Annotated in this window: 24 protein-coding genes; 14 read left to right on the forward strand and 10 right to left on the reverse strand. The window is 36.9% G+C overall.

Annotated elements, in window-relative coordinates; genetic code table 11:
* Positions 1-8 precede the first annotated feature (8 nt).
* Positions 9-1,061, reverse strand: coding sequence for a nicotinate-nucleotide--dimethylbenzimidazole phosphoribosyltransferase (cobT, locus tag E2R67_RS04530; RefSeq protein WP_243836953.1), 1,053 nt, complete (start codon positions 1,059-1,061; stop codon positions 9-11).
* A gap of 219 nt (positions 1,062-1,280) precedes the next feature.
* Here cobT and E2R67_RS04535 point away from each other — a divergent pair, with 219 nt between their 5' ends.
* From E2R67_RS04535 to E2R67_RS04545, 3 genes are all read left to right on the forward strand, one after another.
* On the forward strand, positions 1,281-2,834 hold the full coding sequence (locus tag E2R67_RS04535; RefSeq protein WP_134289745.1) for a response regulator: 1,554 nt from the start codon (positions 1,281-1,283) through the stop codon (positions 2,832-2,834).
* 164 nt (positions 2,835-2,998) lie between these two features.
* Positions 2,999-4,357, forward strand: a complete 1,359-nt coding sequence (gene srmB, locus E2R67_RS04540) for an ATP-dependent RNA helicase SrmB (RefSeq protein ID WP_134289746.1) — start codon at positions 2,999-3,001, stop codon at positions 4,355-4,357.
* A 241-nt stretch (positions 4,358-4,598) separates the two neighbouring features.
* Positions 4,599-6,128 (forward strand): COG3650 family protein, encoded by a 1,530-nt coding sequence (locus E2R67_RS04545; protein ID WP_134289747.1) that lies wholly within the window; start codon positions 4,599-4,601, stop codon positions 6,126-6,128.
* A 12-nt stretch (positions 6,129-6,140) separates the two neighbouring features.
* Here the strand turns inward: E2R67_RS04545 and dacB are convergent, their stop codons facing one another.
* Positions 6,141-7,589 (reverse strand): D-alanyl-D-alanine carboxypeptidase/D-alanyl-D-alanine endopeptidase, encoded by a 1,449-nt coding sequence (gene dacB, locus E2R67_RS04550; RefSeq protein WP_445177030.1) that lies wholly within the window; start codon positions 7,587-7,589, stop codon positions 6,141-6,143.
* A gap of 198 nt (positions 7,590-7,787) precedes the next feature.
* On the opposite strand from dacB, the gene pyrB reads away from it, so the two are divergent.
* The 3 genes from pyrB (at position 7,788) to rraA (ending at position 9,810) form a co-directional block, all read left to right on the forward strand.
* Entirely contained in the window at positions 7,788-8,723 is a 936-nt protein-coding gene (pyrB, locus tag E2R67_RS04555) for an aspartate carbamoyltransferase (protein WP_134289749.1), read from the forward strand.
* 9 nt (positions 8,724-8,732) lie between these two features.
* Entirely contained in the window at positions 8,733-9,188 is a 456-nt protein-coding gene (gene pyrI, locus E2R67_RS04560) for an aspartate carbamoyltransferase regulatory subunit (RefSeq protein WP_208379460.1), read from the forward strand.
* Positions 9,189-9,294: 106 nt separating this feature from the next.
* Positions 9,295-9,810 carry a ribonuclease E activity regulator RraA gene (rraA, locus tag E2R67_RS04565; protein ID WP_134289751.1) on the forward strand — a complete coding sequence of 172 codons (516 nt, stop codon included), beginning with the start codon at positions 9,295-9,297 and terminating at the stop codon, positions 9,808-9,810.
* A 99-nt stretch (positions 9,811-9,909) separates the two neighbouring features.
* On the opposite strand, the gene E2R67_RS04570 is transcribed toward rraA, so the two are convergent.
* On the reverse strand, positions 9,910-10,143 hold the full coding sequence (locus E2R67_RS04570; RefSeq protein WP_134289752.1) for a cell division protein ZapB: 234 nt from the start codon (positions 10,141-10,143) through the stop codon (positions 9,910-9,912).
* 189 nt (positions 10,144-10,332) lie between these two features.
* Between E2R67_RS04570 and E2R67_RS04575 the strand changes: the two genes are divergently transcribed.
* Positions 10,333-10,557 (forward strand): DUF1653 domain-containing protein, encoded by a 225-nt coding sequence (locus E2R67_RS04575; protein ID WP_134289753.1) that lies wholly within the window; start codon positions 10,333-10,335, stop codon positions 10,555-10,557.
* 10 nt (positions 10,558-10,567) lie between these two features.
* On the opposite strand, the gene cysE is transcribed toward E2R67_RS04575, so the two are convergent.
* Both cysE and E2R67_RS04585 read right to left on the reverse strand, forming a co-directional pair.
* Positions 10,568-11,347, reverse strand: coding sequence for a serine O-acetyltransferase (cysE, locus tag E2R67_RS04580; protein ID WP_134289754.1), 780 nt, complete (start codon positions 11,345-11,347; stop codon positions 10,568-10,570).
* 22 nt (positions 11,348-11,369) lie between these two features.
* Positions 11,370-12,299, reverse strand: coding sequence for a cation diffusion facilitator family transporter (locus tag E2R67_RS04585; RefSeq protein WP_134289755.1), 930 nt, complete (start codon positions 12,297-12,299; stop codon positions 11,370-11,372).
* Between the two features lie 180 nt (positions 12,300-12,479).
* Here E2R67_RS04585 and trmL point away from each other — a divergent pair, with 180 nt between their 5' ends.
* Complete coding sequence (gene trmL, locus E2R67_RS04590; protein ID WP_134289756.1) at positions 12,480-12,944, forward strand: tRNA (uridine(34)/cytosine(34)/5-carboxymethylaminomethyluridine(34)-2'-O)-methyltransferase TrmL; 465 nt, start codon at positions 12,480-12,482, stop codon at positions 12,942-12,944.
* A gap of 38 nt (positions 12,945-12,982) precedes the next feature.
* Here the strand turns inward: trmL and recJ are convergent, their stop codons facing one another.
* The 3 genes from recJ to xerD form a co-directional block, all read right to left on the reverse strand.
* Positions 12,983-14,716 (reverse strand): single-stranded-DNA-specific exonuclease RecJ, encoded by a 1,734-nt coding sequence (gene recJ, locus E2R67_RS04595; RefSeq protein ID WP_134289757.1) that lies wholly within the window; start codon positions 14,714-14,716, stop codon positions 12,983-12,985.
* A gap of 69 nt (positions 14,717-14,785) precedes the next feature.
* Positions 14,786-15,538 carry a bifunctional protein-disulfide isomerase/oxidoreductase DsbC gene (gene dsbC, locus E2R67_RS04600; protein WP_134289758.1) on the reverse strand — a complete coding sequence of 251 codons (753 nt, stop codon included), beginning with the start codon at positions 15,536-15,538 and terminating at the stop codon, positions 14,786-14,788.
* Between the two features lie 177 nt (positions 15,539-15,715).
* Entirely contained in the window at positions 15,716-16,612 is an 897-nt protein-coding gene (gene xerD / locus E2R67_RS04605; protein WP_134289759.1) for a site-specific tyrosine recombinase XerD, read from the reverse strand.
* Positions 16,613-16,669: 57 nt separating this feature from the next.
* Here xerD and fldB point away from each other — a divergent pair, with 57 nt between their 5' ends.
* Both fldB and E2R67_RS04615 read left to right on the forward strand, forming a co-directional pair.
* Positions 16,670-17,188: a flavodoxin FldB gene (gene fldB, locus E2R67_RS04610; protein ID WP_134289760.1), complete on the forward strand. Its 519-nt coding sequence runs from the start codon at positions 16,670-16,672 to the stop codon at positions 17,186-17,188.
* 335 nt (positions 17,189-17,523) lie between these two features.
* Entirely contained in the window at positions 17,524-19,044 is a 1,521-nt protein-coding gene (locus tag E2R67_RS04615; RefSeq protein ID WP_134289761.1) for a DUF3360 family protein, read from the forward strand.
* A 68-nt stretch (positions 19,045-19,112) separates the two neighbouring features.
* Here the strand turns inward: E2R67_RS04615 and E2R67_RS04620 are convergent, their stop codons facing one another.
* Positions 19,113-19,616: a glycine cleavage system transcriptional repressor gene (locus tag E2R67_RS04620; protein ID WP_134289762.1), complete on the reverse strand. Its 504-nt coding sequence runs from the start codon at positions 19,614-19,616 to the stop codon at positions 19,113-19,115.
* 615 nt (positions 19,617-20,231) lie between these two features.
* On the opposite strand from E2R67_RS04620, the gene pflB reads away from it, so the two are divergent.
* The 3 genes from pflB (at position 20,232) to rlmA (ending at position 24,316) form a co-directional block, all read left to right on the forward strand.
* Positions 20,232-22,517 (forward strand): formate C-acetyltransferase, encoded by a 2,286-nt coding sequence (gene pflB, locus E2R67_RS04625; RefSeq protein WP_134289763.1) that lies wholly within the window; start codon positions 20,232-20,234, stop codon positions 22,515-22,517.
* A gap of 161 nt (positions 22,518-22,678) precedes the next feature.
* Positions 22,679-23,419, forward strand: coding sequence for a pyruvate formate lyase 1-activating protein (pflA, locus tag E2R67_RS04630; protein WP_134289764.1), 741 nt, complete (start codon positions 22,679-22,681; stop codon positions 23,417-23,419).
* An 81-nt stretch (positions 23,420-23,500) separates the two neighbouring features.
* On the forward strand, positions 23,501-24,316 hold the full coding sequence (rlmA, locus tag E2R67_RS04635; protein WP_134289765.1) for a 23S rRNA (guanine(745)-N(1))-methyltransferase: 816 nt from the start codon (positions 23,501-23,503) through the stop codon (positions 24,314-24,316).
* Here the strand turns inward: rlmA and yfbV are convergent.
* A complete protein-coding gene (gene yfbV / locus E2R67_RS04640) occupies positions 24,313-24,762 on the reverse strand; it encodes a terminus macrodomain insulation protein YfbV (RefSeq protein WP_134289766.1) in 450 nt (149 codons plus the stop codon). The genes rlmA and yfbV overlap by 4 nt on opposite strands.
* A gap of 267 nt (positions 24,763-25,029) precedes the next feature.
* Here yfbV and E2R67_RS04645 point away from each other — a divergent pair, with 267 nt between their 5' ends.
* Positions 25,030-26,229, forward strand: coding sequence for an acetate kinase (locus E2R67_RS04645; RefSeq protein WP_134289767.1), 1,200 nt, complete (start codon positions 25,030-25,032; stop codon positions 26,227-26,229).
* Positions 26,230-26,260: the final 31 nt, after the last annotated feature.

Consider the following 26,260-nt stretch of genomic DNA (forward strand, 5'->3'; position numbering starts at 1 on the left):
TTATTAACTTAGTGGCTATCAGACACACCCGCATCAGCAAATGAAGCCATTTCATTTAAGAATGTAAGCGCAGAAACCAATAATGGGTAAGCAACGGTCACGCCAGATCCTTCTCCTAAACGCATACCAATTGAAAGTAATGGTTTAGCCTCCATTTTGGCCAATAATCGTTTATGTGCTTGCTCTTCAGACTGATGACAGAATTGCGTGTAATGTAAAAAGTTTTCATTCATTTCACTAGCAACTAACGCCGCACTCGAAGCAATAAAACCGTCAATTAACACTAACATAGATAATTCTGCAGCTTTTAACATGCCGCCCACCATCATCGCGATTTCAAAACCGCCAACACTTTGCAATACAATTAAAGGATCACTTGCGTCTAGTTTGTATTTTGCAATCGCAGTATCAATGGCTTTAGCCTTGATTAAAACAGTCGCATCATCAACACCAGAGCCTTTACCTGCAGATTCTTGACCAGTTAATCCTAATAAAGCAGACATGATCGCGGCCGCTGAGGTGGTATTAGCTATGCCCATTTCACCAAATCCAATCACGTTACAGCCTTGGTCAAATTGTGCTTTGACGACTTCAGCACCTTTATTGATAGCGGCGATGCATTGCTCTTTACTCATTGCAGCTTGCTCAACAAAGTTGTGTGTCCCCGCAGCAATAGGTAGGTTAATAAAATTAGCATTGGTAATGTTATCAAAGTTAGCTTTCACACCTGCGTTTACAATTTTCAATTCGATATTATGTTGGTTTGAAAAACAGTTAATAGCTGCACCATTATTAAGAAAATTTAACACCATTTGTTCGGTCACAACTTGCGGAAATAAACTCACACCTTGATCCGCGACACCATGGTCAGCAGCAAAAACAATCACACAGGGTTTAACAAACTTTGGCATTAAGCTTTGCTGTAATAATGCGACTTTAAAGGCAACCGTTTCTAATAAACCTAAACTGCCTTGAGGTTTTGTTTTCATGTCTATTTTATCTTGAATAGAGCTAATAAATGCAGACGTCACTTTATCGACAGGTGAAATAATATCAAACACGTTAATTTCCTTAATATGAACCATAATGAACTTATACCTATTACCGGAAATAGGCTAAACTAAAACAGTGCTGTTATAGATGTGGATACAATCACAATCTCGGGTAAAGTTGTACACTTTTGCTAAAAATAGCATACATTAACCTACTGTTTTAATAACAACTGTATCTTGTATCTATGTTATTTTCCCATGTTTAAAACAATTTATTGAGAGATATTTATGAATGACGACGACATTTTACTCATTGATGATGAAATAATCCCCATTAATGATTCGACTGATGCTCGTTTATCTCCTTGGAAAGTCCTTATTATTGATGATGATGAGGAAATGCATGCGGTGACAAAATTAGTCCTATCTAGTTTTGAATGGGATGATATTCCATTACATTTTTTAAGTGCTTACTCTGCCTATGAAGCCGAATTGTTATTTAAAGAACATAATGACATTGCCGTTGCATTAGTTGATGTTGTGATGGAAACCGATAATGCTGGTCTCGGATTGATTAAAACAATCCGAGATACGTTAAATAATAAAGAAACTCGACTTATTTTAAGAACCGGACAGCCCGGGCAAGCACCAGAACGGAAAATCATCCGTGAATATGATATTTCAGATTATAAAAACAAAACGGAATTAAGTGGCATCAAACTCGACACTTTAATGTGTAATGCATTACGTGCTTATCAAAGTGTTATGTCTTTGAAAAAAAATAAGCAAGGGTTAGAAATTGTTGTTGCTTCTTCATCCTCCTTATTTGAATCACCAACCTATGAATCAATCGTTAAAGCTACGATCAATTATCTCACTCAACTGGTTAGATTATGTACTTCTAACGTAGAATATACTCTTTCGTCTTTAGGGATTTATTGTAATCCGACTATCTTTCACTTACTCGAAACCACCGAGAAATTTTCACACCTCAGCGATATACACGATATTGATAAGTTACCCGATGCAGTTTCACTATTAATTACTCAATGCATTCAAGAACAACGACATATTTATACTGATAATGCCTTTGTGATGAACATATCAAGCAGCTCCGATAGTTCAATCATCCTCTACTTTGAAGGTTTTTTACCGCTTAATGAGCAAGATATTGCATTACTCGATTTATTTGCAGCCAATGCAAAAACCTCTTTTGATAACGAAGAGTTACGTCACGAAGTCAGTGAAGGACAACGTGAAATTGTTTATCTGCTAGGTGAAGCAATTGAGCATAAATCTAAAGAAACAGGTAATCATATTCGTCGCGTAGCTGAGATCACCCGCGTATTGGCACTTGAATTAGGTTATTCAGTCAAAGAAGCAGAGAAAATAAAATCAGCTTCTCCACTGCACGATTTAGGCAAAATAGGCATTCCAGATGACATATTACATAAACCTGCTGCATTAGATTCTGATCAATGGGAAATAATGAAGTCACATGTAGAAATTGGTTATGATTTAGTACGCCATTCTAATCAAGACGTTTTAAGATATGCCGCATTAATCAGTTATCAGCATCATGAAAAATGGGATGGTTCAGGTTATCCTAATGGCCTAAAAGGTGAAGAAATTGATTTGGTCGGGCGTATTGCTTCATTAGCAGATGTATTTGATGCACTCGCGCATGATCGTTGTTATAAAAAAGCATGGCCAATGCATGAAGTCATTGCATTTATTGAGCAACAAGCCGGTTCACATTTTGACCCTAGAGTGGTTGCTGCATTCAAGCGATGCCAGCAAAAGATTATTGAAATCAATGAGCAATACAAAGACATCTATTAACCCTTTTCATACCCAAACGACAAACTGACTTCGCTATGCTAGGTGTGTTTTTAACAACACATGCCTAGCGCTTTAATTAAATCATCAAAATCTGTGACAATTACTCCCTAAATGTAAACTTTGCTTTATAATATGCTTTTTGTTTTATTGTATTGGAAATATTGATGTCATTTGAATCGCTTGAGCTTGATCAGCACTTATTAAACGCCGTTGCTAAAATGGGTCACACTCGCCCTACCAGCATCCAAAGCTTGGTGATCCCACCAGCAATGGATGAACGCGATATCATGGCAAGTGCACCGACAGGAACAGGCAAAACATTGGCATTCTTGTTACCTGCAGTGCAACGCTTAATTGATTACCCGCGTCGCAAAGGTGGCTCTGCACGTATTCTCGTATTAACGCCAACCCGTGAATTAGCAGTACAAATCAGTGAAATCGCAGAACAACTTATTGAAGGCACAAAATTAGTTGTTGGTAATATTATTGGTGGTATCTCTTATGAAGCACAAGAAGATACTATTATGGGCTCCGTTGATATTGTTATCGCAACACCTGGCCGCTTAATGGAATACATTGATGCTGAAGCCTTTGATTGCCGCGAAGTTGAATGCTTGATCTTAGATGAAGCAGATAGAATGCTAGATATGGGATTCATCGCAGAAATGGATCGCATTGCAGGTGAAGCTCGTTGGCGCAAAATGACGGCTCTATTTTCAGCAACATTAGAAGGTAAAGGCTTACGCGAATTTGCAAGAGACGTATTAAAAAACCCAGTGCAACTGACTGCCGAAGTGACGCGTAGAGAAAGTGGTAAGATTTTACAGTATATCCATTTAGCTGATAATCCTGAGCACAAACTGCAATTACTAGCGGCTATTCTGCAACAAGAGCCTGAGCATGAACAAGTACATAAGATGATTGTATTTGTTAAGACTCGTGACCGCCTTGCGCAACTTGTTGCTCAATTAGCAGAATTAAATATTCGCTGTAATTACTTACGTGGAGAAATGGATCAAGAGAAACGTAATCTTTCTCTTCGTCAATTCAAAGAAGGCACCACTAATATATTAATCGCCACCGATGTGGCAGCGCGTGGTATCGATGTTCCTGATATTAGCCATGTTATTAACTATGATATGCCACGCAGTGCAGATGTTTATGTACACCGTATTGGCCGTACAGCTCGTGGTGGTAAAAAAGGCACTGCGATTTCAATTATTGAAGCACATGATATTGATATTCTTTCTAAAGTTGAACGTTATACAGATCAAATATTAAAACGTCGTGTGATCAAAGGGTTACGTCCTCAAAATAAAGAAGCAAAAGCGAGTGTACGTAAAACTAAAAAGCCGTTAACCAAAAAAGGCAAAGCACGCGAAGAAGAAGTTAAACGACTTCAAAAAGAAAAACGCCAAAAGAAAAAACTCGAAATGGGCAAACAGCGCCATAGAACAATTAAAGCAAAAGGTAAGCCTAATTGGGCGGGTAAAAAGAAAGCTGAAGACGATAAACAAGCTTAAAATAGCAAGCTAATAAATGGTGGCTGGTTTTATTGAACAATGAAACTAGTCACTTTTGACTCACTCTCAATCACTTACTTAAGCGTTACCCACAAAAATAGCATACTTGCATTAACTCAAATTCCCCAACTTCTACTAAAAAATAAGAAGTTAACAACTAAATCACTAAAGAAAGTTATTTTTCCTCCTGTTATAATAGTTATTATTTATATTTTCATATTGTTACTTGATTAGGCTAGCTATGCGTTTTTCACATCCTTTATTATTGGTTGCTCCAGTTATACTCGCCTTATCAGCATGCTCTTCAACGACCTCTAGAATAAAAGAAAACCTTGCCTTTCTTGGTGTTAACTACAAAGCTTATTCACAGGTTTCTGAAGCAAGTTTCAGAGGCCAGCTTAATTACGATGGTGCTCAAGCTTATTTCAAGTCCTGTGATAGTGAGATTGAATATGAAATCTCTGATAATGAAGAGCTCTATGATATATATGACACCATCATCGATGCTCAAGATGAAGAAGATCCTGTCTATATCGAGTTTTCGGGGGAAGTAAACTTTCCAGATCACTACAACTCAGATTCACCTATTGTGATTGATGTTGAAAGAGTGCATCACATGGCTGCGAAAAAGATATCTCTGCAATGTGCAAAAGCAATTGATACCTTTGATTTCAAAGCAAAAGGCAATGACCCTTACTGGCGAATCAATGCTCATGAGCAAACGTTATTTTTTGCAAACAAAGCGAGCAATGAGTCCTATCAATTAGATAAGATTGAACTTAGTACAAGTAGCGTCAATTACTTAAAAGGTGTTAATGATAAAGGCGAGCAACTCTTCCTTGAAATAACACCAGAGCACTGTTACATGCTCGACAATCAAGAATACTGGGGATTCCGTACGCAAATTAATAGTATTTATGGCGAATTTAATGGATGTGGTGAATCAGGACATTTAAGTAATGTGGCTTTGTTTAAAGGCGAATATGTTAATCAATCGCAAGCTATTAAGTTAACGCTAAAGCAAGATCATACTCTTAAATACCAACAAACAACGGATGGACAGCTAAGCGAAAAGACAGGTTTTTGGAAAAGTAACACAGAAGAAACCGTTGTACTTATGTTAACCAATGAAAACACTAAAATGATACAAGAAGAGCTGATATTAACTCGTGATGGCGACAAGTTAGTGACTCACCAAGTCAATCAAGATAATGCTGTTACTGAATTTGATCAGGCATTGGTATTCAAGAAACAAGACGCTCAACAAACCGACTTGGATGATCAACACAATATTCAAATCAAACGTCAATTCACAGCTGAACTTATTAACCCAGAACAAAGCATTGATTTAGAAGTTAAAGCAGCACTTAAAAAATACTTTAAAATTCATAGAACTGATCCTAAAGAAACTCAATTTAATTCTGTTCGCTTTGATTTAAACGGTGATGGGCGCGATGATGCGATTGCTCTTTTAGATTGGTGTGCAGGTGATCAATGTGAAATGATCATTTTTGAAGCAACCGATGATGGATTGAATTTTTCAAGCCGAGTATCACGCATTCAAGCACCTATTATCGTTAGCGAAAACCGACACTTTTCATGGCAAAGTTTAATGGTTGAAAGTGATAACAGCTGCTTTTTACTTGATTTTGATGGCCTTAGCTATCCATTACATATTCGCGATGCAGTGGATATAAAAAAGATTGAAAACTCTTCAGAAGTGACTTTGTTCTCCAGTGGCAAACCAGCTCATTGGTTCTTAATCAAATAAGGTTTAAATCCATTAACCTTTCGATTTGAAATTATATATTTTATTAAAAAACGCTTTTTCAAATAAATACAATGAGGCTTCAGGATCTCTAGGAATATCTGCGTCAATCGAACTATTTTGTTTATTGTATCCATTGATCATTAATACAAATAACTTATCACCGTAACGACTTTTAACCACTCCGACCAAGTTAGCCACCCCTTTTAATGACCCCGTTTTAGCAATCACTTTGCCTTTGAGTTTTTTCGCATTGACCCCTTTATGGTACTTCAAGGTACCATCCACACCAGAGATGGAGAATGTGTCCAATAGTCTTAATTGCTTATCATGCGCGTAAACAAACTGCATCACAGACATAAATAACTCTGCACTCATCAAGTTGTGACGAGATAAGCCAGAGCCGTCAGCAATATAAGCATTTTCAAGATCCAAGCCTTTTGCTTTTAAAATAGCTTTAACTGCTTTAGTTCCATTTCTAAAGTTACCTTGCTGCTTGAAATAGCGCCCGCCCATGGTTTTAAATAAACTATCAGCAATCAAGTTATCAGACTCTTTCATCATCACATTTAATAATTCATCTAACTCTGGTGATTGATGTGACACTAAAACCGATTGGTAAGACTTCCCTCTTACCTTATTATCAACAAGCACTTTACCAGTTAGCTTAATGCCTAAGTTTTTTAATTCATCAGCAACAATTTGTTGTGCATAGGTTTCAGGATCATTCACCGCAAAAGCCAGTGGCAGCGGTCGTTTACGAGGCAACATACAACCTAAAAGATGGTAAGTATTATGACTATTTCGAGTTACTTCTAAAGCGCAAAACTGCTTCTCTTTTTGCTCTTTTGATACCACGGCGACTTGGCTGGTAATATCGACAGGTTCATATTGTGGAATAAATAGAGTCGCTTGCTTATCATCTTTATTCGCTAAGCTTAAATTTCCTAATACACAATTTCGATTAACCACAATAGCGTTCGAAGGAGCGGTATAACAGACACCTAAATCATTCCAAGCTTGTCCATCACTCCATTGGTAGCCATTAAAATGGCTATTATTTAGCAGCACATTCCCTTGTATCTTTCTAATACCTAAATGCTTTAAACTTTGCAGCATTTCTCTAATATTTTTTCGGGTAAAGGTCGGGTCGCCAGTAAAGTAGAAACTTAAATCACCTGAGAAGCCCCCTTTTTTAATAAACCTTCTATTGCCTTCGATGGTGGTTTGGTAACGATAGTTTTTACCTAAATAAAGCTTAGCGGCCGTGGCGGTCAACAGCTTTTGCACACTGGCAGGAGTTCTTAAGGTTTCTTCTTGATAATTTGCAATAAGATCTTTTTGTTTCGCATCAACCACTAAGTAAGAAACCTGTGTTCCTTTAGGTAATAAGGGCTGTAATTCTTCCCACTGTTTAGCAACAGCATTTGAACAAAGGAAACTTATTACTAACAAACCACACACTTTTAGCATCGTTACTCACTCACAAAGAAATCTATTTTTAGAATAACCTTTATTATCAATAAACCCAATCCATGTTGTTAATATTTAGCGTTTAAATAAGGATAAATAGCAACAAATGGAATTGATAGTGATATAATTTTATTTATTATCAGCTTCACTTATCCCGACAACTTTGTTTGATAACATGAGTGTAATAAAATGAACAATCCGCTATACCAAAAAAATATTATTTCCATTCCTGATTTATCCCGTTCAGACCTAGAATTAATCTTACAAACAGCCCAATCTTTAAAGAAAACACCACAACCTGAATTGTTAAAAAACAAGGTAGTTGCAAGTTGTTTTTTTGAAGCTTCTACGCGTACTCGTTTATCCTTTGAAACAGCGGTACAGCGTTTAGGTGGCAGCGTGATTGGTTTTGATAGTGGCGGCAACACTTCATTAGCACAAAAAGGCGAAACATTAGCCGACTCGGTCAAGGTTATTTCTTCTTATGCCGATGCATTTTTTATGCGTCACCCACAGGAAGGCGCTGCACGATTAGCCTCAGAATTTACTTCAATCCCTGTTATCAATGGCGGAGATGGCTCCAACCAGCACCCTACTCAAACTTTATTAGATTTGTTTACCATTTATGAAACGCAATCAAGATTAGATAACTTAAATATCGCCTTTGTAGGTGATTTAAAATATGGTCGTACTGTGCATTCGCTGGCACAAGCATTATCACTGTTTAACTGTAACTTTTATTTTATTTCGCCAGAAGCTTTGGCAATGCCAGATTACATTACAGAAGAATTGAATGAACGTGGTATTAACTTCTCATTGCATAACAGTATTGAAGAAGTGGTTGATGATTTAGATATTTTGTACATGACTCGTGTTCAAAAGGAACGTTTTGATGAAACTGAATATCAGCACATGAAATCTGCTTTCCTACTTAATGCTGGGATGCTCAGTAATGCTAAAGTGAATCTTAAAGTTTTACACCCACTGCCACGTATTGATGAAATAGATATCGATGTAGATGACACGCCTTATGCGTATTATTTCCAACAGGCACAAAATGGTGTCTTTGCTCGCCAAGCATTACTCGCTTTATTATTAACCAATCATTTTCAAGCAAACGCTTAAGGTTTTATGATGCAAAAGAAATTACAAGTAGAAGCCATTGAACACGGTTCAGTAATTGACCATATTCCAGCTCAACAGGGAGTGAAAATTTTAAAGTTTTTTAAATTCACTCAAACTAAAGAGAAAATCACCATAGGTCTCAACCTAGCTACGCATAATGGTGAAGGTAAAGACTTGATCAAGATTGAAAATACTTTTTTTAATGATCAGCAAGCGAATCAATTGGCATTATTTGCACCTAATGCAACCATTAATCAAATTAAAGACTTTAAAGTAGTTAATAAATTCCAAGTACAATTACCGAGTTCATTTATCGGCGTATTGGTATGCCCGAATAGCAATTGTATTAGCCATAATGAACCCGTTAATACACGCTTTTATGTACACCAAAAAAATAGCTTAAAATTGAAATGTCATTACTGTGAAAAATCTTTTGAGCGCAGTACCTTTGATGAATTAGATTAATAAAATTCTTAGTCTAATTTTCAAAAAATTTCCAGAGAATAAGATTGAAATAGCATCTGTTAAGTTTATACTGAATTTAACTTCATCATAAAAAGTGAGCATGAACATGCAATACAATACTTCTGTCCTATGTGATATCTACGCAGATACAATTGACGTAGCAGAACCATTACTAACTAACTTTGGCGGTCGCACCTCCTTTGCGGGTGAAGTCGTTACAGTTAAGTGTTTTGAATCTGTTGGTTTAATTTATAAAGCACTAGAAGAAAATGGTGCAGGTAAAGTATTACTGATTGATGGCGGTGGTTCATTACGCCGAGCTTTAATCAATGCGCATATCGCAGAACTAGCTGTTGAAAACGACTGGGAAGGTATTGTCGTTAATGGCTGTGTTCGTGAAATAGACACACTTGAAGAATTAGATATTGGCATTCAAGCAATTACAGCAATGCCTGTAGGTGCTGATGATAACGATATTGGTGAAACCGATGTTCCCGTTAACTTTGCTGGCGTGACATTTTTACCTGAAGATTTCTTATATGCTGATAGCACAGGTATTATTATCTCTCCCGAGCCATTGGTGCTTGATGATGAAGATGCTGACGAAGAAGATGTATTTTAATAAAACGCTCTCATTATCGTCATTACGTTAAGCAAACACCAGATAGCAAAAAGCCCAATTTAATTGGGCTTTTTTAATGCAGTATTGTTTACAATAATTTTAATCGATATTTTCTTCAGTTTCTTCGATCTTACCTAATAATGCACTCAAACGTTCTTGCCATTGTTTGTGCTCTGTATTCAGACGAATATTCTCAGATTGTAACTGCTCGGTTTTATTTGATAAGTTAACTTTGTCTTCTTTAAGCTCTTCTACTTCCATTTGCAATAATGCAATTGTCTCTACAGCTTGGTTGATTTTATTTTCTAATTTCTCTAATAGCTCGAATGTCATTTAAATGCCCTTAATACAAAATACACATAGTTAACTGGAATGGCACGAGAATAAGCATTCTAGAGCGCTTATTCAACCTTTGTTTTTAGTTTTTAAGAAAAAAGAGTTAAATCGCCTTTAAACTGCCACCATGTTAATCTAAACATGAATAACAAGCACAATAATAATTTTTATTTTTTAAGGAGCAAAATGTCAAAAGAACTAAAAATAGGTAAATATAAGCACTATAAAGGTAATTTTTATCAGGTGGAAGATATCGCAACGCATAGTGAAACAGAAGAAAAAATGGTTGTTTACCGCCCTTTATATGGTGAAGGTGCTTTATGGGTAAGGCCACTAACTATGTTTTTGGAAGAAGTTGAAATAGAAGGAAAGAGTCAAGCACGCTTTGCTTATGTTGACTCAGAAGATTAAAGCAAAACCTTTATAGGTTTTGCTCCATAGACATCGATGGCATATCGCATGATGGTCTTCCAACAATCTTAGCAGGTACGCCTGCTACGGTTGTATGCGCAGGCACAGCCTCTAGCACAACACTACCTGCACCGATTTTAGCACCAACACCAATTTCTATATTACCTAATACTTTTGCACCCGCACCAATCATAACACCTTGGCGAATCTTAGGATGACGATCACCACATTCTTTACCCGTACCCCCTAATGTCACGCCCTGTAATAACGAAACATTATCCTCAATCACAGCCGTTTCACCGATAACAACACCAGTCGCATGGTCAAACATAATACCTTTACCGATAGTAGCAGCTGGATGTACATCAACACCAAAAATAACCGAGCTACGGTTTTGCAAATATAAAGCTAATGCCACACGCTCCTGTTGCCATAACCAATGTGCAACACGATGTATTTGAATAGCATGAAAGCCTTTTAAATATAAAAGAGGAATTGAATATTCTTCAACCGCAGGGTCACGCTCTTGGACGGCAATAATATCAGCCATTGCGCTCTCTAACAGTGTTGGATCACTTGAAAAAGCATCGTCAATCACTTCACGAACAAGAATAGCTGGCATAGTGCTGCTATCTAAACGGTTAGCGAGTTGGTAACTTAACGCTGAAGCTAAGTCTTTATGGTTTAAAATCGTTGAATAAAAAAAGCTTGCTAAAATAGGTTCATTGGCAGAGCTTGTCCACGCCTCTTCTCGTATTTTATCCCACAATTTTTTTGCCATCACTTCCATGTACTAACCCTTACTGACAAACTTATGTTGTCTCTAAATTTATTTTATTATTACGATTTTCTTCTGGTACGACTGAGATAGGATCAAGATGGATCAAAATATCAGACTCAGGGAAAGCTTTTAATAAAGCGAATTCAAGTTCATCTGCTTTATCATGTGCCGCAAGCAAGGTTTGATCGTCATCTAGCTCTAAATGTAGCTGAATAAACTTAACATAACCCGACGAACGGGTTCTTAGACCATGCACACCATGGACACCATCAATATCATAAGCAAGCTTAAGCACAAGATCTTCATCTTCTTTCGGCAATTTTTTATCCATTAACGCATCAACAGATTGTTTACCTATTTCCCATGCACCATGCAAAATATATAAACTAATTGCAATGGCAAAGGCCCCATCAGCCCAGCCCCAGCCATAACCGGCCAACATAATAGCGAATAATACAGCAGCATTCATCACAATATCAGTACGATAATGCAATGAATCCGCTTTAATCGCGACGCTATTTGTTTTCTTAACGACATAGGCTTGAAATAACACTAACAAAATAGTGATAAGTACCGAGAACAACATTACGCCAATACCGACATTACTAGCTGTAATAGTATTCCCATTTATTAAAGCAGAAATACCATTAAACATAAGAAATACAGCTGAGCCTGAAATAAAGGCAGCCTGCGCTAAACCGGCTAAGCTTTCAGCTTTACCGTGACCAAAACGGTGCTCTTTATCCGCAGGTTGTATCGCAACTTTGATAGCAAATAAATTAATGATGGAAGCACAAACATCCACTAAAGAATCAGTTAAAGCAGCAAGGATACTTGAGGAGCCAGTCATTATCCACGCAATAAGCTTAACCATAATTAATAAAGAGGCTGCAATAATAGCAGCCTGACCAGCACGTTTAACTAAATGTCCGTATTGCTCTGCTTGCGTCGATTCATTCACTGTAAAATATCCATAAATCAAATAACCCAGAAGATTTAATTCGCCATTATAACCTGTTTATTCACTTTCATCACCTGATCAAAAAATATCGTTTTTAAGCATCACCGCATATCAATAAGCTTAAAATATCGCTACCATACTTAGCATTAAACCATTCACCATTAACAATAGAGTTCAAACATGATTGAAGTTGCATTATACGAACCAGAAATTCCGCCTAATACGGGCAATATCATTCGCCTATGTGCGAACACAGGTTGCGTTTTACATTTAATAGAGCCACTTGGATTTGATTTAGATGAAAAGAAAGTAAGACGAGCAGGGCTTGATTATCATGAGATGACACATGTTCACCAACATAAAGATTTTGATAGTTTCTTAAAAGCGATTGAAGGAAAGCGTTTACTTGCTTGTACCACTAAAACCACTACTTACCATCACAATGCAAACTTTCAAGAAGGTGATGTTTTATTGTTTGGTCCAGAAACTCGTGGTTTACCAGCATCCATATTAGATGCATTACCACTAACGCAGAAATTACGTATCCCAATGCGCGAAGATAGTCGTTCAATGAACTTATCTAATGCAGTGTCAGTGTTTGTTTATGAAGCTTGGCGTCAGCTAGACTTTCCAGGAGCGGTATAACACAAAAAGTTGGTAAGCATATACTTACCAACCCTTTTTTACATTTTAGGCTCCAACAACTGCACCAATAATTGTACACTTCTTTGCCCACGAAATTCATTAATATCTAAGCTGTAAACACAGGAAACCTGTTTCACTGAAAGGTTAGGCCATGCTTCTGGATCGATATTAAAAGCAATAGCATCAATGAGTTTATCTCCTTGTTGCAGTACCATTTTCAAGTGTTTTAACCCGACGATTCGTTGTTGCTTTAACTCAAAAACACCATCAAAGATTGGCGCAGGAAAGCCTTGTCCCCAAGGACCTGCATCGCGTAGCTCTTGGGCAATACTTAGATCAAATTGACTTGGCTCTAATTCACCATCTGACAAAATCACATTTTGTAATAAATGAGGTTCAACTTCGGACTTCAAAATGGCATTCAAGGTATCATTAAATAAATGAAAATCTTTTTCTAATAAACTGAGCCCAGCCGCCATGGCATGACCACCAAACTTTAAAATCACACCGGGAATTTTTTTATCCACCAAATCCAACATATCGCGAATATGAACTCCCGGGATAGAACGAGCAGAACCTTTGATTTCACCATCATTCGCACGCGCAAAAGCAAAAGTAGGACGGTAATACTTTTCTTTGATACGTGATGCAACGAGCCCAATCACACCTTGATGCCAATCAGGCTCAAATAAGCACAAGGCTAAGGGTAAATTATCTTGATCGATTGAGAGTTTTTGTAAGCTCAACATGGCTTCTTGCTGCATGCTTTGTTCTATTTCTCGGCGAGATAAATTCAGTGCATCGAGCTCACTGGCTAACGTATTTGCACGCATATAATCATCACACAACAATAACTCTACACCGTGACTCATTTCATCCAAACGCCCCGCTGCATTTAAACGAGGGCCCAATGAAAATCCTAAGTCTGTCGCAACTAGCTGTTGTTGGTTTCGTTTAGCCACTTGAATCAAAGCACTAATACCAGGGCGACACACGCCCGCTCTAATACGTGCTAACCCTTGATGAACTAAAGTTCGGTTATTTTCATCAAGTTTAACCACATCAGCGACGGTACCTAGCGCCACTATATCTAAAAAGTTGGCTAAGTTTGGCGCAGGAAAATGTGTAAAACAGCCCTTTTCTTGCATTAACGAGCGCAACGCTAGCATGACATAGAATGCGACACCGACTCCGGCAAGATGCTTACTAGGAAAAGAACAACCAACTTGATTAGGATTTACAATCGCATCAGCATCGGGAATCCCCTCTCCCGGTAAGTGATGATCCGTGACTAAAACTTGGATCCCGATACTTTTAGCATGAGCGACGCCACTCAAACTTGAAATACCATTATCCACAGTCATTAATAATTCAGCACCTTGTTGTGCTGCTAAGTCAACAACCTCAGGACTTAATCCGTAACCATAGTCAAATCTATTTGGTACCAGATAGTCAACATTTTGAAAGCCCAATGCTTTAAGTGATAGCACACTCAATGCTGTACTGGTTGCACCATCGGCGTCAAAATCACCGATGATCATTATCTTTTTACTATTAAGGTAAGCTTGATATAACAATTCACAAGCGTCACTAATGCCTTTTAATTGATTAGCATGAATTAACGTTTTAGTACTGTTATCTAATTCGCTCGCAGCAGTAATACCACGACTAGCGTAGAGTTTCGTTAATAAAGGAGAACAAGATAGTGATAATAAGCTGGCATCGACCTCAGGTCGTTGCTGTATTTGTGTTTTTGTTGTTTCTGAGGACATAAAAAAACTGCACGATAAGGAAATATCAATGCAGTTTATTATGAATAGACCAATAGCAGAAGCCTTAGTCTAGTTTTTTTGTTGTAATACCTGAAGTAAACGATCTGCAGGTAAATAACCAGGCATTGCTGTGCCATCTTCTAAGAATAATGTTGGCGTCCCAGTAATACCTAAAGCAACACCTAGATTATATTGGTCTATTACATTGTTTTCACAAGACACTGATTTGATTGAACGGCGTTTCTTTGCTTGATCCATGGCTGCATTAGGATCGTCTGAACACCATACCGACACCATTTTGTTGTAAGCACTGGAGTTTTTTCCACCACGAGGAAAAGCAAGGTAACGAATAGTGATCCCCGCTTTATTATAATCTGCCATTTCTGAATGCAATTTTTGACAATAAGCACAACTTGTATCAGTAAAAGCAGTAATAACGTATTTCTCATTATCCGCTTTATAAACAATCATGTCTTTTTCAAACTCTTTAATTTTTACAAAGTATTTTTCAGTATTCGCACGGCGTAACTCTTCTACTTTGTTACTTGTTAAGTTTTGCATTCCGTTATCAATGTCGTAAATACTGCCATTAATAAGAAACTTTCCATCCTCACTGACATAATAAATGGCACCATCACTAACCACTTCATATAAGCCTTTTACAGGAGACTCGTTGATAGCTTGCACATTCACTCTTAAAGCCTGTAACTTTTGATTTAATAATGCATTAACTTCCTCTGAAACAGCAGCAAAGCTACTAGAAGTCATTAACATGCCCACGATAACGGCAGCGAACTGTTTTTTTACACTTAATATGGACATAAAAAATTCCTAGAAATAAAAGTAATAACATTTGATTATGCCTCTATTCAATCATAAAGTGAATGCAAAAGACACAAATCCGTTATCCCTTTTCAAGGAATAAAAGAGGACTCTGTGATACATCACTTTTATTGGCGGCTTTATGACAAGGCTATGATTTTATAGTGAGAATATTGCTTAAGCTCTAGGATGATGCTCACTATGCAATGCTTTTAATCTATCTTTTGCGATGTGGGTATAGATTTGAGTGGTGGACAAATCACTGTGTCCTAATAGCATTTGTACAACCCGTAAGTCTGCACCATAATTCAATAAATGCGTTGCAAAAGCATGACGTAAAACATGAGGAGATAATGCTTCCTTATTAATACCGGAGAGCTGTGCATAATATTTAATACGATGCCAAAAGGTTTGCCTGACCATTTGAGCTCCTCTTCGACTGGGAAACAACACATCGCTACTTTGACCAGATAATAACGTCGACCGCATTTCTTCAATATAACGCTCTAACCAGTGAATTGACTCTTCACCTAGTGGTACCAATCGAGTTTTATTACCTTTACCGGTCACTCGAATAACACCTTGTTGTAAGTTGATCGCCTCCATTGTTAATCCTACTAACTCAGACACACGTAATCCTGTTGCATATAGCACCTCTAACATTGCTTTATCACGGAATTGCACGGGATCCTTTAAATCAGGGGCACCCAGTAAAGCATCGACTTCCGATTCTGATAATGATTTAGGCAAGGGCTTTACAATTTTTGGACTTTCTAGTTTTGCACTGGGATCATCTTCGCGAATTTTTTCGCGACATAAATATTGGTAATAGCGACGAATAGCACTCATTAATCGAGCTGTAGATGTATTTTTGTAGTCTATTTTTCCATTTAACCTAAATTCAAAATAATCATTCAAATCCATCGCACTAGCTTGGTTTAAATTAATTGATTGCTTTTGTAAATAAACCTCTACAAGTGTTAAGTCATGGCGGTAAGAATCTAAGGTATTTTTTGATAACCCCCTTTCTAACCAAAGCGAATCTAAAAATTGTTCAATGCTTAATACTTCCATTTCGGCTGCCTTAACGGTAAATTAGCGACTCTTTAAATAGTTATCCAAAGGTCACGTATGAAAATCGGTTTATTTTATGGCTCTAGCACTTGTTATACAGAAATTGCTGCAGAAAAGATTCAAGCAGAGCTAGGAGAATCATTAGTAGACCTATTTAACATAAAAGATGAGGGTTTAAGCAAGATAAATGATTACGATATCCTCATTTTAGGTATCTCCACATGGGATTTTGGTGAACTCCAAGAAGATTGGGGAAAATTATGGGACGAAATCGACGGACTTAATGTAAATAATAAAATCGTCGCTCTTTTTGGGTTAGGAGATCAAGATGGTTACAGCGAATGGTTTGTCGATGCTGTTGGCATGTTACATGAAAAATTATTACCACAAAACCCGCGCTACATTGGCTTTTGGCCAACGGAAGGTTACCAATTTGAGGCCTCTAAAGCGCTCACAGAAGATGGGCAACATTTTGTTGGTTTAGCATTAGATGAAGATACACAATATGAGCTGAGCGACCAACGCATTAGTGATTGGTGCTTACAAATATTAGAAGAAATGCAAGAATTGCTATAATTTATTGCTCTGCGGTAAACACTTTTACCGCCAGCAGTTATTCTAACACCATGACTTAAAACTAAAACTTTCAGCTAACATTTCAAAAAAGAAATTTTATTTAAAAAAATCGGCTTATTTCACACCATTTGTTATAGATCGACTATCTTTATGTAATTTTATTTCAGTAATGTAACTATTCTGATCCAGATCAATCACAATTTGGTAACTTTAGTTAAGCTTCACTTATTAAATATTCTTAATCAAATTACAGGTCGTTGTTACCCTCTTAACAGCGATTAATTACCACTTTATACACCATTTTTAATTTAACAATGTAAGGGAGTACTTCCTCAATGCCGGAAGATAAACAAACTAAAAGTTATAGTGAGTTACATAAACCCGCTAGCGAGTTTGCAACACGCTCAGATTATTTAGATCATGAGCTACAAATAATGAAACCTCGACGTTATGGTTTAAACTTACCAGGCCGAGATTTCCGCTTTGAATGGGAAGATCTTGTTCCAGCAATTGCGGGAACCATTGGCATTATTGCAATGTATTCTGCGGTAATGATGTCTTGGGCCGACGGTTTAACTGAACAATGGGCACACATCACCTTAGGTAAAGACTTTGCAATCGAAGTTGCACGAGTAGAAATGCTTATTCCTGCCTTTCTATTCTGTATTGTTGCATCTGGCTTTGTGAACCCTAAAGCAAACCTTGCTGGGAATCATGGTCCAATGATCCCTTTAATTGGCGCAATTGCATTAGCGGGTGCACACCCTCTAGCATTAGCTATTTTATTAGGTGTTTTTGGTTTATTGCTAAGTTACTTTAAAGGTGGCTCTAAACTGGTTAATTTAACAGGTGAAGGTGTTGCCGGTGGTTTATTAGTATTCCTTGGTTTTACAGGAGCGTTTAGTCAAATTGGTCAAATTCAAGATTGGGCAAGAGGCTTAGAGTCTACGGATGTTGTCGCAGGTAGCATGGGCTATGTTGGCTTAGTGGTATTAGCAGTTAACGTGATCCTTTATGCTTTCTTAGCTAAAATCAATAAACGTTGGTTGGCAATCCCAGCTTGTGCAATTACAGGTCTTATTGTCGCGCTAGTATTAGGTGCAGGATTTAACTTAACCTTTGAAACTGAAATGGGCTTACCAAACTTAAACCCTGTTTATTGGTGGGGAAGTACAACAGAAGGTTGGATGCTAGGTTTACCAAATCTTCAACACTTTATTGCTTCATTACCTTTTGCAATCTTAGCGGTTGCTATGTGGTCGCCTGACTTCTTAGGGCACCGTATTTTCCAAGAATTAAATTACCCTAAGAAAACTGAAAAAGTATTAATGGATGTTGATGATACGATGACTATGTGTTCAATTCGTCAAATCGTTGGTACAGCAGTTGGTGGTGGTAATATTACTTCTTCATGGGGAACTTACATGATCCCTGCCGCTATCGCTAAACGCCCTATTCCAGCAGGATCGATTATCTTAGGAAGCTTAGTAATGCTAATTGCTTTCCTTGGGTTCCCAATGGATGTGGCAGTTTGGCCGCCAGTAATGAGAATTGCACTGTTAGTAGGTGTATTCCTACCGTTACTAGAAGCTGGCATGCAAATGATTAAAAACACTAAAGACTCTCAAGCCGCTGGTATTTGTATCTTTACTGCTGCAGTGGTTAACCCAGTATTAGCTTGGGCATTAACTATGTTACTTGATAATAATGGTTTAATTGGTGATAAAGAACGCGCAAAACGCCTTTCAATTATAGATAAAGTGATCATACCGGGGTCTGTATTGTTAGTTTGTTTAATTGCGATGCTAGCAGTAGGTATGTTTGAGAAACAATATGGATTACCTGCTTTATTATAATAAAGTGTAATAACTCTAAACATTAAGGCGCTAATTATTAGCGCCTTTTTTACAAGCTCCGATACAGATTAAAGATCATTAATTTCGATAACTAAATCATCTGATATGGATTGTAACGAATTAATTAACACCTGTTTTTCAAAAACATCAGACACAGCAATATGAAATTGGCTAGTAAATACCGTTCCACCAATGTCAGGTAGTCCAATTCGATTACACTCCATATTTTCAACTTTAATACTGTTTTCACTTAATTTTTGTGAAATATCATTAACCAAGCCAGTGCGATCTTTAGCATCGATAGATAAAATAAAATGGTTAGATTTTTCTTTCGGCAAACGCTTTAGTTCAACCCAATCAAGGTTAATAGGTAAAGCTTGAAAATGACTCAGTAATGTTTCCACTTTATTCAATGGGATTTCGACTTTAATCAAGCCAGCCATTTGCTGTTCAATATGATTAATTTTACTGGCTAACCATTTACCTTCTAAAGCATGTGTTTTTTCAGAAAGGTGTTTAATTAAGTCCGCTTGATACAAACCTGTGATCGTGATGAGAATTTGAACATTCATAAAGCAATTCCTCCATACCGGATTCAAACTAGGTGCTATACTCGTCGAGCTAATTCATCATTAAATGAGAGAACTCATTAACAATTAAAGCATATAAAAAAAGTATAAATTGAATAATCTTTTTTTAAAGCAAACAAATTGACAATTCATCACAAAAACGCGTATTCAATGAAGAAGGAATATTCCTACAATTATTCATAATTGAAAATAAATAACTAAAAAAACAAAAAAAGACTTTTATTTTCTATAATATTGCACTGAAAATGACTAATTTAAGATCAAACTGTAATTTAATTACAGGATTTTTATCCTAATTGATGTAAATCAATTTATATGAAAAATCATTTGTTAAACTGAATTCATGTTAACGACTAGGCCACTTTTAAACATCCAAACAGTCGATACCATGTTTGCCTTTTTATGCCTAGTTACTGTTTTTTGTTGCACTCTGTATTTCAGTCCAACATTAAATAGGATTTATTTTTGATGCTTTATTTTTATAGGCAAAAAGCATTGTAAAAATAGAGTAACAGTATTGAGTTATCGTTTTTATAACGAATACGCGAAACAAGATTTTATAACTTTTTTAATCACTAACGATAAAGGTAAATCTTTATGACAAAATTAAACGAAGAATTTGCATCAGCATGGGAAGGTTTTGCTGGCGACACTTGGAAAACTGAAGTTAACGTACGTGACTTTATCCAAAAAAACTACACACCTTATGAAGGTGATGAAAGCTTTTTAGCTGATGCAACACCAGCAACTGATAAGTTGTGGGAAAAAGTAATGGAAGGCATCAAGCTAGAAAACAGCACACATGCTCCAGTAGATTTTGATACTGATGTTGTTTCAACAATTACTGCACATGACGCTGGCTACATCAGCGAAGAATTAGAAACAATTGTTGGTTTACAAACTGAAGCTCCATTAAAACGTGCGATTATCCCTAACGGCGGTATTCGTATGATTGAAGGTTCTTGTAAAGTTTACGGTAAAGAATTAGATCCAGGCATCAAACAAACTTACTCTGAATTCCGTAAAACACATAACCAAGGTGTATTTGATGTTTACACTGGCGACATTTTAAAATGTCGTAAATCAGGTGTATTAACAGGTTTACCTGATGCTTATGGTCGTGGTCGTATCATTGGTGATTACCGTCGTGTAACACTTTACGGTATTGATTACTTAATGACTGAAAAAGCAGCACAACACAAGAGCTTAGAAGCAGAGTTAATCGCAGGTTCTTGTTTAGAAGATACATTAAAACTACGTGAAGAAATCTTCGAGCAATACCGAGCTTTAGGTCAAATGAAAGAAATGGCCGCTAAATACGGTTATGATATTTCAGGTCCAGCAAAAAATGCTAAAGAAGCAATCCAATGGACGTACTTTGGTTACCTAGCGGCAATCAAGTCTCAAAATGGCGCAGCAATGTCATTTGGTCGTACCGCTTCATTCTTAGATATCTACATCGAAAAAGATCTTAAAGCAGGCTTAATCACAGAAACTGATGCACAAGAATTAATTGACCATTTAGTAATGAAACTACGTATGGTTCGTTTCTTACGTACTCCTGAATATGATGACCTATTCTCTGGTGACCCAATCTGGGCAACAGAGTCAATTGGTGGTATGGGTGTTGACGGTCGTACACTTGTTACTAAAAACAGCTTCCGTTTCTTACATACACAATACACTATGGGTCCTTCTCCAGAGCCTAACATCACTGTATTATGGTCAGAACAACTACCTATTAACTTCAAAAAATACTGTGCAAAAGTATCTATCGATACTTCTTCAATCCAGTATGAAAATGATGATTTAATGCGTAATGATTTTGACAACGATGACTATGCGATTGCTTGTTGTGTATCACCAATGATTGTTGGTAAACAAATGCAATTCTTCGGTGCACGTGCAAACTTAGCAAAAACACTTCTATACGCAATCAATGGTGGTGTTGATGAAAAATCTAAAATGCAAGTGGGTCCTAAAACGTTACCAGCGATCACATCTGAAGTATTAGATTACGATGAAGTTTACTCAAACCTTGATCACTTCATGGATTGGTTGGCTGAACAATACGTGACAGCACTAAACTGTATTCACTACATGCACGACAAATACAGCTATGAAGCAGCATTAATGGCACTTCATGACCGTGACGTAACACGTACAATGGCTTGTGGTATTGCGGGTCTTTCAATTGCAGCGGATTCATTAGCGGCAATTAAATATGCAACGGTTAAACCAGTTCGTGACGAAGATGGTATTGCAACTGACTTTGAAATCGAAGGCGATTACCCTAAATTTGGTAATAACGACCCACGTGTTGATGATATTGCTTGTGAACTTGTTGAAACGTTCATGAAAAAAATCAAATCACGTCCAATGTACCGTAACGCACGTGCAACACAGTCTATTCTTACTATTACATCTAATGTTGTATACGGTAAGAAAACAGGTAACACACCTGACGGCCGTCGCGCTGGTACTCCTTTTGCACCGGGCGCAAACCCAATGCACGGACGTGATGAGAAAGGTGCAGTAGCATCATTAACATCAGTATCTAAACTACCGTTTGCTTACGCACAGGATGGTATTTCTTACACATTCTCTATCGTACCAAACGCATTAGGTAAAACTGATGATTCACAAAAATCGAACCTAGCTGGTTTAATGGATGGCTACTTTAAGCACACACCAGAAATTGAAGGTGGACAACACTTAAACGTAAACGTGATGAATCGTGAAACATTATTAGATGCGATGGATCACCCTGAGAAATACCCTCAGCTAACAATCCGTGTATCTGGTTATGCTGTTCGTTTTAACTCATTAACTAAAGAACAACAAAGTGATGTAATCACTCGTACATTTACAGCAACGCTATAAATTACAATTATTAAGGTGAATGCTTTCATTTGCCTGTTATAATTAAAAAGGTTTCATCTTAACGGATGAAACCTTTCTTTTTATCCACACCAAAATGATTATTTGTATTATTTTTTCATAAAAGAACAAATATAAATAATCAGTTTTTATGAGGTTACAAAATGTCAGTCACTGGACGAGTTCATTCTATAGAAACCTGCGGTACCGTTGATGGACCAGGGATCCGCTTTATTATCTTTTTACAAGGCTGCTTAATGCGTTGTAAATATTGTCACAACCGTGATACTTGGGATACTGAAGCAGGCAAAGAAACGACTGTTGAAGAACTGATGAAAGAATTACTGCAATATCGTAATTTTATGGAAGCATCTGGTGGTGGTATCACTATTTCAGGTGGCGAAGCCATGTTACAACCTGAGTTTGTATTAGCTATGTTCAAAGCCTGTCGTTTAGAAGGCATTCATACTTGCTTAGATACCAACGGTTTTGTACGCAAAATAGATCAAACAACTAAAGATATTCTAGACCATACAGATCTAGTGCTATTAGATATCAAACAGATGGATAATAAAAAGCACATCGACCTCACGCATGTGAGTAATAAGTACACCTTAGAGTTTGCTAAATATTTAGCCGATCATAATCAAGCAGTTTATTTACGTTATGTGGTTGTACCAGGTATTACCGACGATCTTGACGATGCACATGCATTAGGTAAATTTATCGAACCAATGAAGAATATAGTGAAGATTGAAATGCTTCCTTATCATGAACTAGGTAAGCACAAATGGACTGCAATGGGTGAAATTTATCCACTAGATGGCGTTCATCCGCCAACAAGAGAATCGATGATTGCAGTACAACAAGTGCTACAACAATATCATCCCGATGTTATTTTCTAAATAATATTCCTTAAAATAGCGAAAGTGTGCTCATTACTTTCGCTATTTCTTTATTGCCTTTTAATCAATACAGAAAATACTATGACCTCTTTTATTTGCCCCCTTTGCCAAGCTTCTTTCAATCGACAAGATAAAACTCAGGTCTGTGAAAATAATCATCATTTTGATATCGCAAAAGAAGGTTATTTAAATTTACTGCCCGTGCAATCTAAAAGCTCAAAAAATCCCGGTGATAATAAAGAAATGATGTCAGCGAGACGTGCATTTTTAAATACTGGTGGTTATTTAGCCCTAGCAGAAAAAGTGGCACAAACAACTCAGCATTATTTAACCAATGTAGAGCAAGCAAGTGTTTTAGATTTAGGTTGCGGAGAAGGTTATTACACAGCTCTTATTAGCCAGCAGGTATCATCTCACCACATATGCGGTTTGGATATCTCTAAAGTAGCCATACGTTATGCAGCAAAACGTTATAAAAATATCGACTTTTGTGTCGCGAGTGCTTATCAAATTCCATTAGCTGACGAGAGCATTGATCTAATAACACGCATCTATGCACCTTCAAAAGCAGAAGAATTAATGCGAGTTATTAAAAAAAATGGTTATTTAATTACAGTTACGCCAGCTCCTCGCCATTTATATCAGCTACGCGAAGTCATTTATGAGCAGGTAGAAGCACATTTACAGGAGAATGAAGCCATAAATGGTTTCACTAAAATAGAGCAAATTAACCTCAATTATGAACTAATAATTGAGCAAGAGCAGCAATTAAAAGACCTTATCAACATGACCCCTTTTGCATGGAAATTCACACAAGAGAAATTGGCTTTATTACTGACTCAATCGAATTGGAAAATTGAATGCGATTTTAATATTGAAGTGTTTCAAAAAAATTAGATTAATTCGTTATTATACAAGAAATTATCGCCCCCTTTTTTAAAGCCTTTATTCAATAATTTTGCTAAATCGATGAATTTAGGGTTATCAATCATTACTTTTTGCCCTTCCTGCTGACCATTTAATACATCACTAATTTCAACATACCAAGTAAACAAGGCAGGCGACAAGGACTGTTGTGAGCGATTACCCAACCATAAAAGACAATGAACCGGCAATCCAATCAAAAACAGAATAAATGTTGCGGTACTTGGCCAAGGGAAATAAATTGGAAACAAAATATATAGTGAAGCCACAAGCATTATAAATACAGGAAATATTTTAATCAGAAGTTGAGTGTAAAACGCCATTTTACTATCAACAAATAAAGAGTATAAACAACGTTGCTTAGGCCACGTTTTTAGATAACGGTCGCCTTCTTTTAACACGCTAAAAAAGTTAAGCAAATAAGCGCTCCTTTAAGAAAAATAAATGGTCAATATTAATATTATTAATAATCAATGAAAAATGTTTACATTAACTTTGATTTCAAATAATTTTTATTAAATTGATGTTTGTAATTTTATTACATAAGCGTAAAATTCAAATCATAGCTTAATGTGAGCAATGTCACCAAATGCTAAGTATCAATTAAGTTATACAATTATATCCTAACGCAATATCAAACTTTGTTTTGATATTTTAAGCTTATATTTTACTGATTGGAATTCTTCATGAGCAATAAATTAGTCCTTGTACTCAACTGTGGTAGTTCTTCGCTAAAATTCGCCGTCATTAATGCAAACAATGGTGATGAAGTCATCAGTGGTTTGGCGGAATGTTTTAACCTTCCTGACGCACGCATCAAATGGAAATTTGATGGCAAAAAAGAAGAAGCCAACCTTCCTGAAAATAGTGCCCACTCTGAAGCAATCAGCTTTATTGTAGAAGATATCATCAAGAAAATTGATGGTCTTGCTGAGCAATTCATTGCAGTAGGACATCGTGTTGTACATGGTGGCGAAAAATTCTCTAAATCAGTGATCATTGACGAGGCTGTATTAGAAGGTATTCAAGAATGTGCTTCACTTGCTCCTTTACATAACCCTGCACATATCTTAGGTATTAAAGCAGCACAAAAAGCTTTCCCTACACTAACTCAAGTTGCTGTGTTTGATACTGCATTCCATCAAACAATGCCAGCGAAAGCATTTATGTATGCATTACCATACAACTTATATAAAGATGCACATATCCGTCGTTACGGTATGCACGGCACAAGCCATTTATTTGTAACAAGAGAAGCTGCAAAAGCATTAAATAAACCAATGGATGAGCTGAACATTATCTCTGCACATTTAGGTAATGGTGCTTCTGTTACTGCGATTAAGAACGGACAATGTGTTGATACAAGTATGGGAATGACACCACTTGCAGGATTAATAATGGGAACTCGCTGTGGTGACATCGATCCAAGCATTATTGATCATCTTGTTACTAATGAAGGTTACACTCTTGAAGCAGTAATGGATATACTACAGAAGAAAAGTGGTCTGCTAGGTATATCGGGTATTTCAAGTGATTTACGTGAAGTGGCAAGTAATTATGAAAAAGGCCATGAAGGTGCTACTTTAGCGATTGATATGCTGACATACCGTTTAGCTAAATATATTGCAGGTTACTCTGTACCATTAGGTCGTATTGATGCAATCGTATTTACTGGTGGTATTGGTGAAAACTCTGCACTAATCCGAGAAAAAGTATTAGCTTACTTAACTATGTTTGGTTACCAAGTTGATGCAGAGAAAAATAAAGCAGCAACGCTCGGTGCATCAGGTGTGATCACAACAGATAACAGCCCAATCGCAGTGGTTATTCCAACCAATGAAGAATGGGTTATCGCGCAAGATTCTGCAGAACTCGTTTCTGCATAATCTAAACTAATTGAAAGAGAGCATTAGCTCT

Origin of the sequence: Psychromonas algicola, from assembly GCF_004378355.1 — a bacterium.
In the GTDB taxonomy this organism is placed as follows: Bacteria; Pseudomonadota; Gammaproteobacteria; order Enterobacterales; family Psychromonadaceae; genus Psychromonas.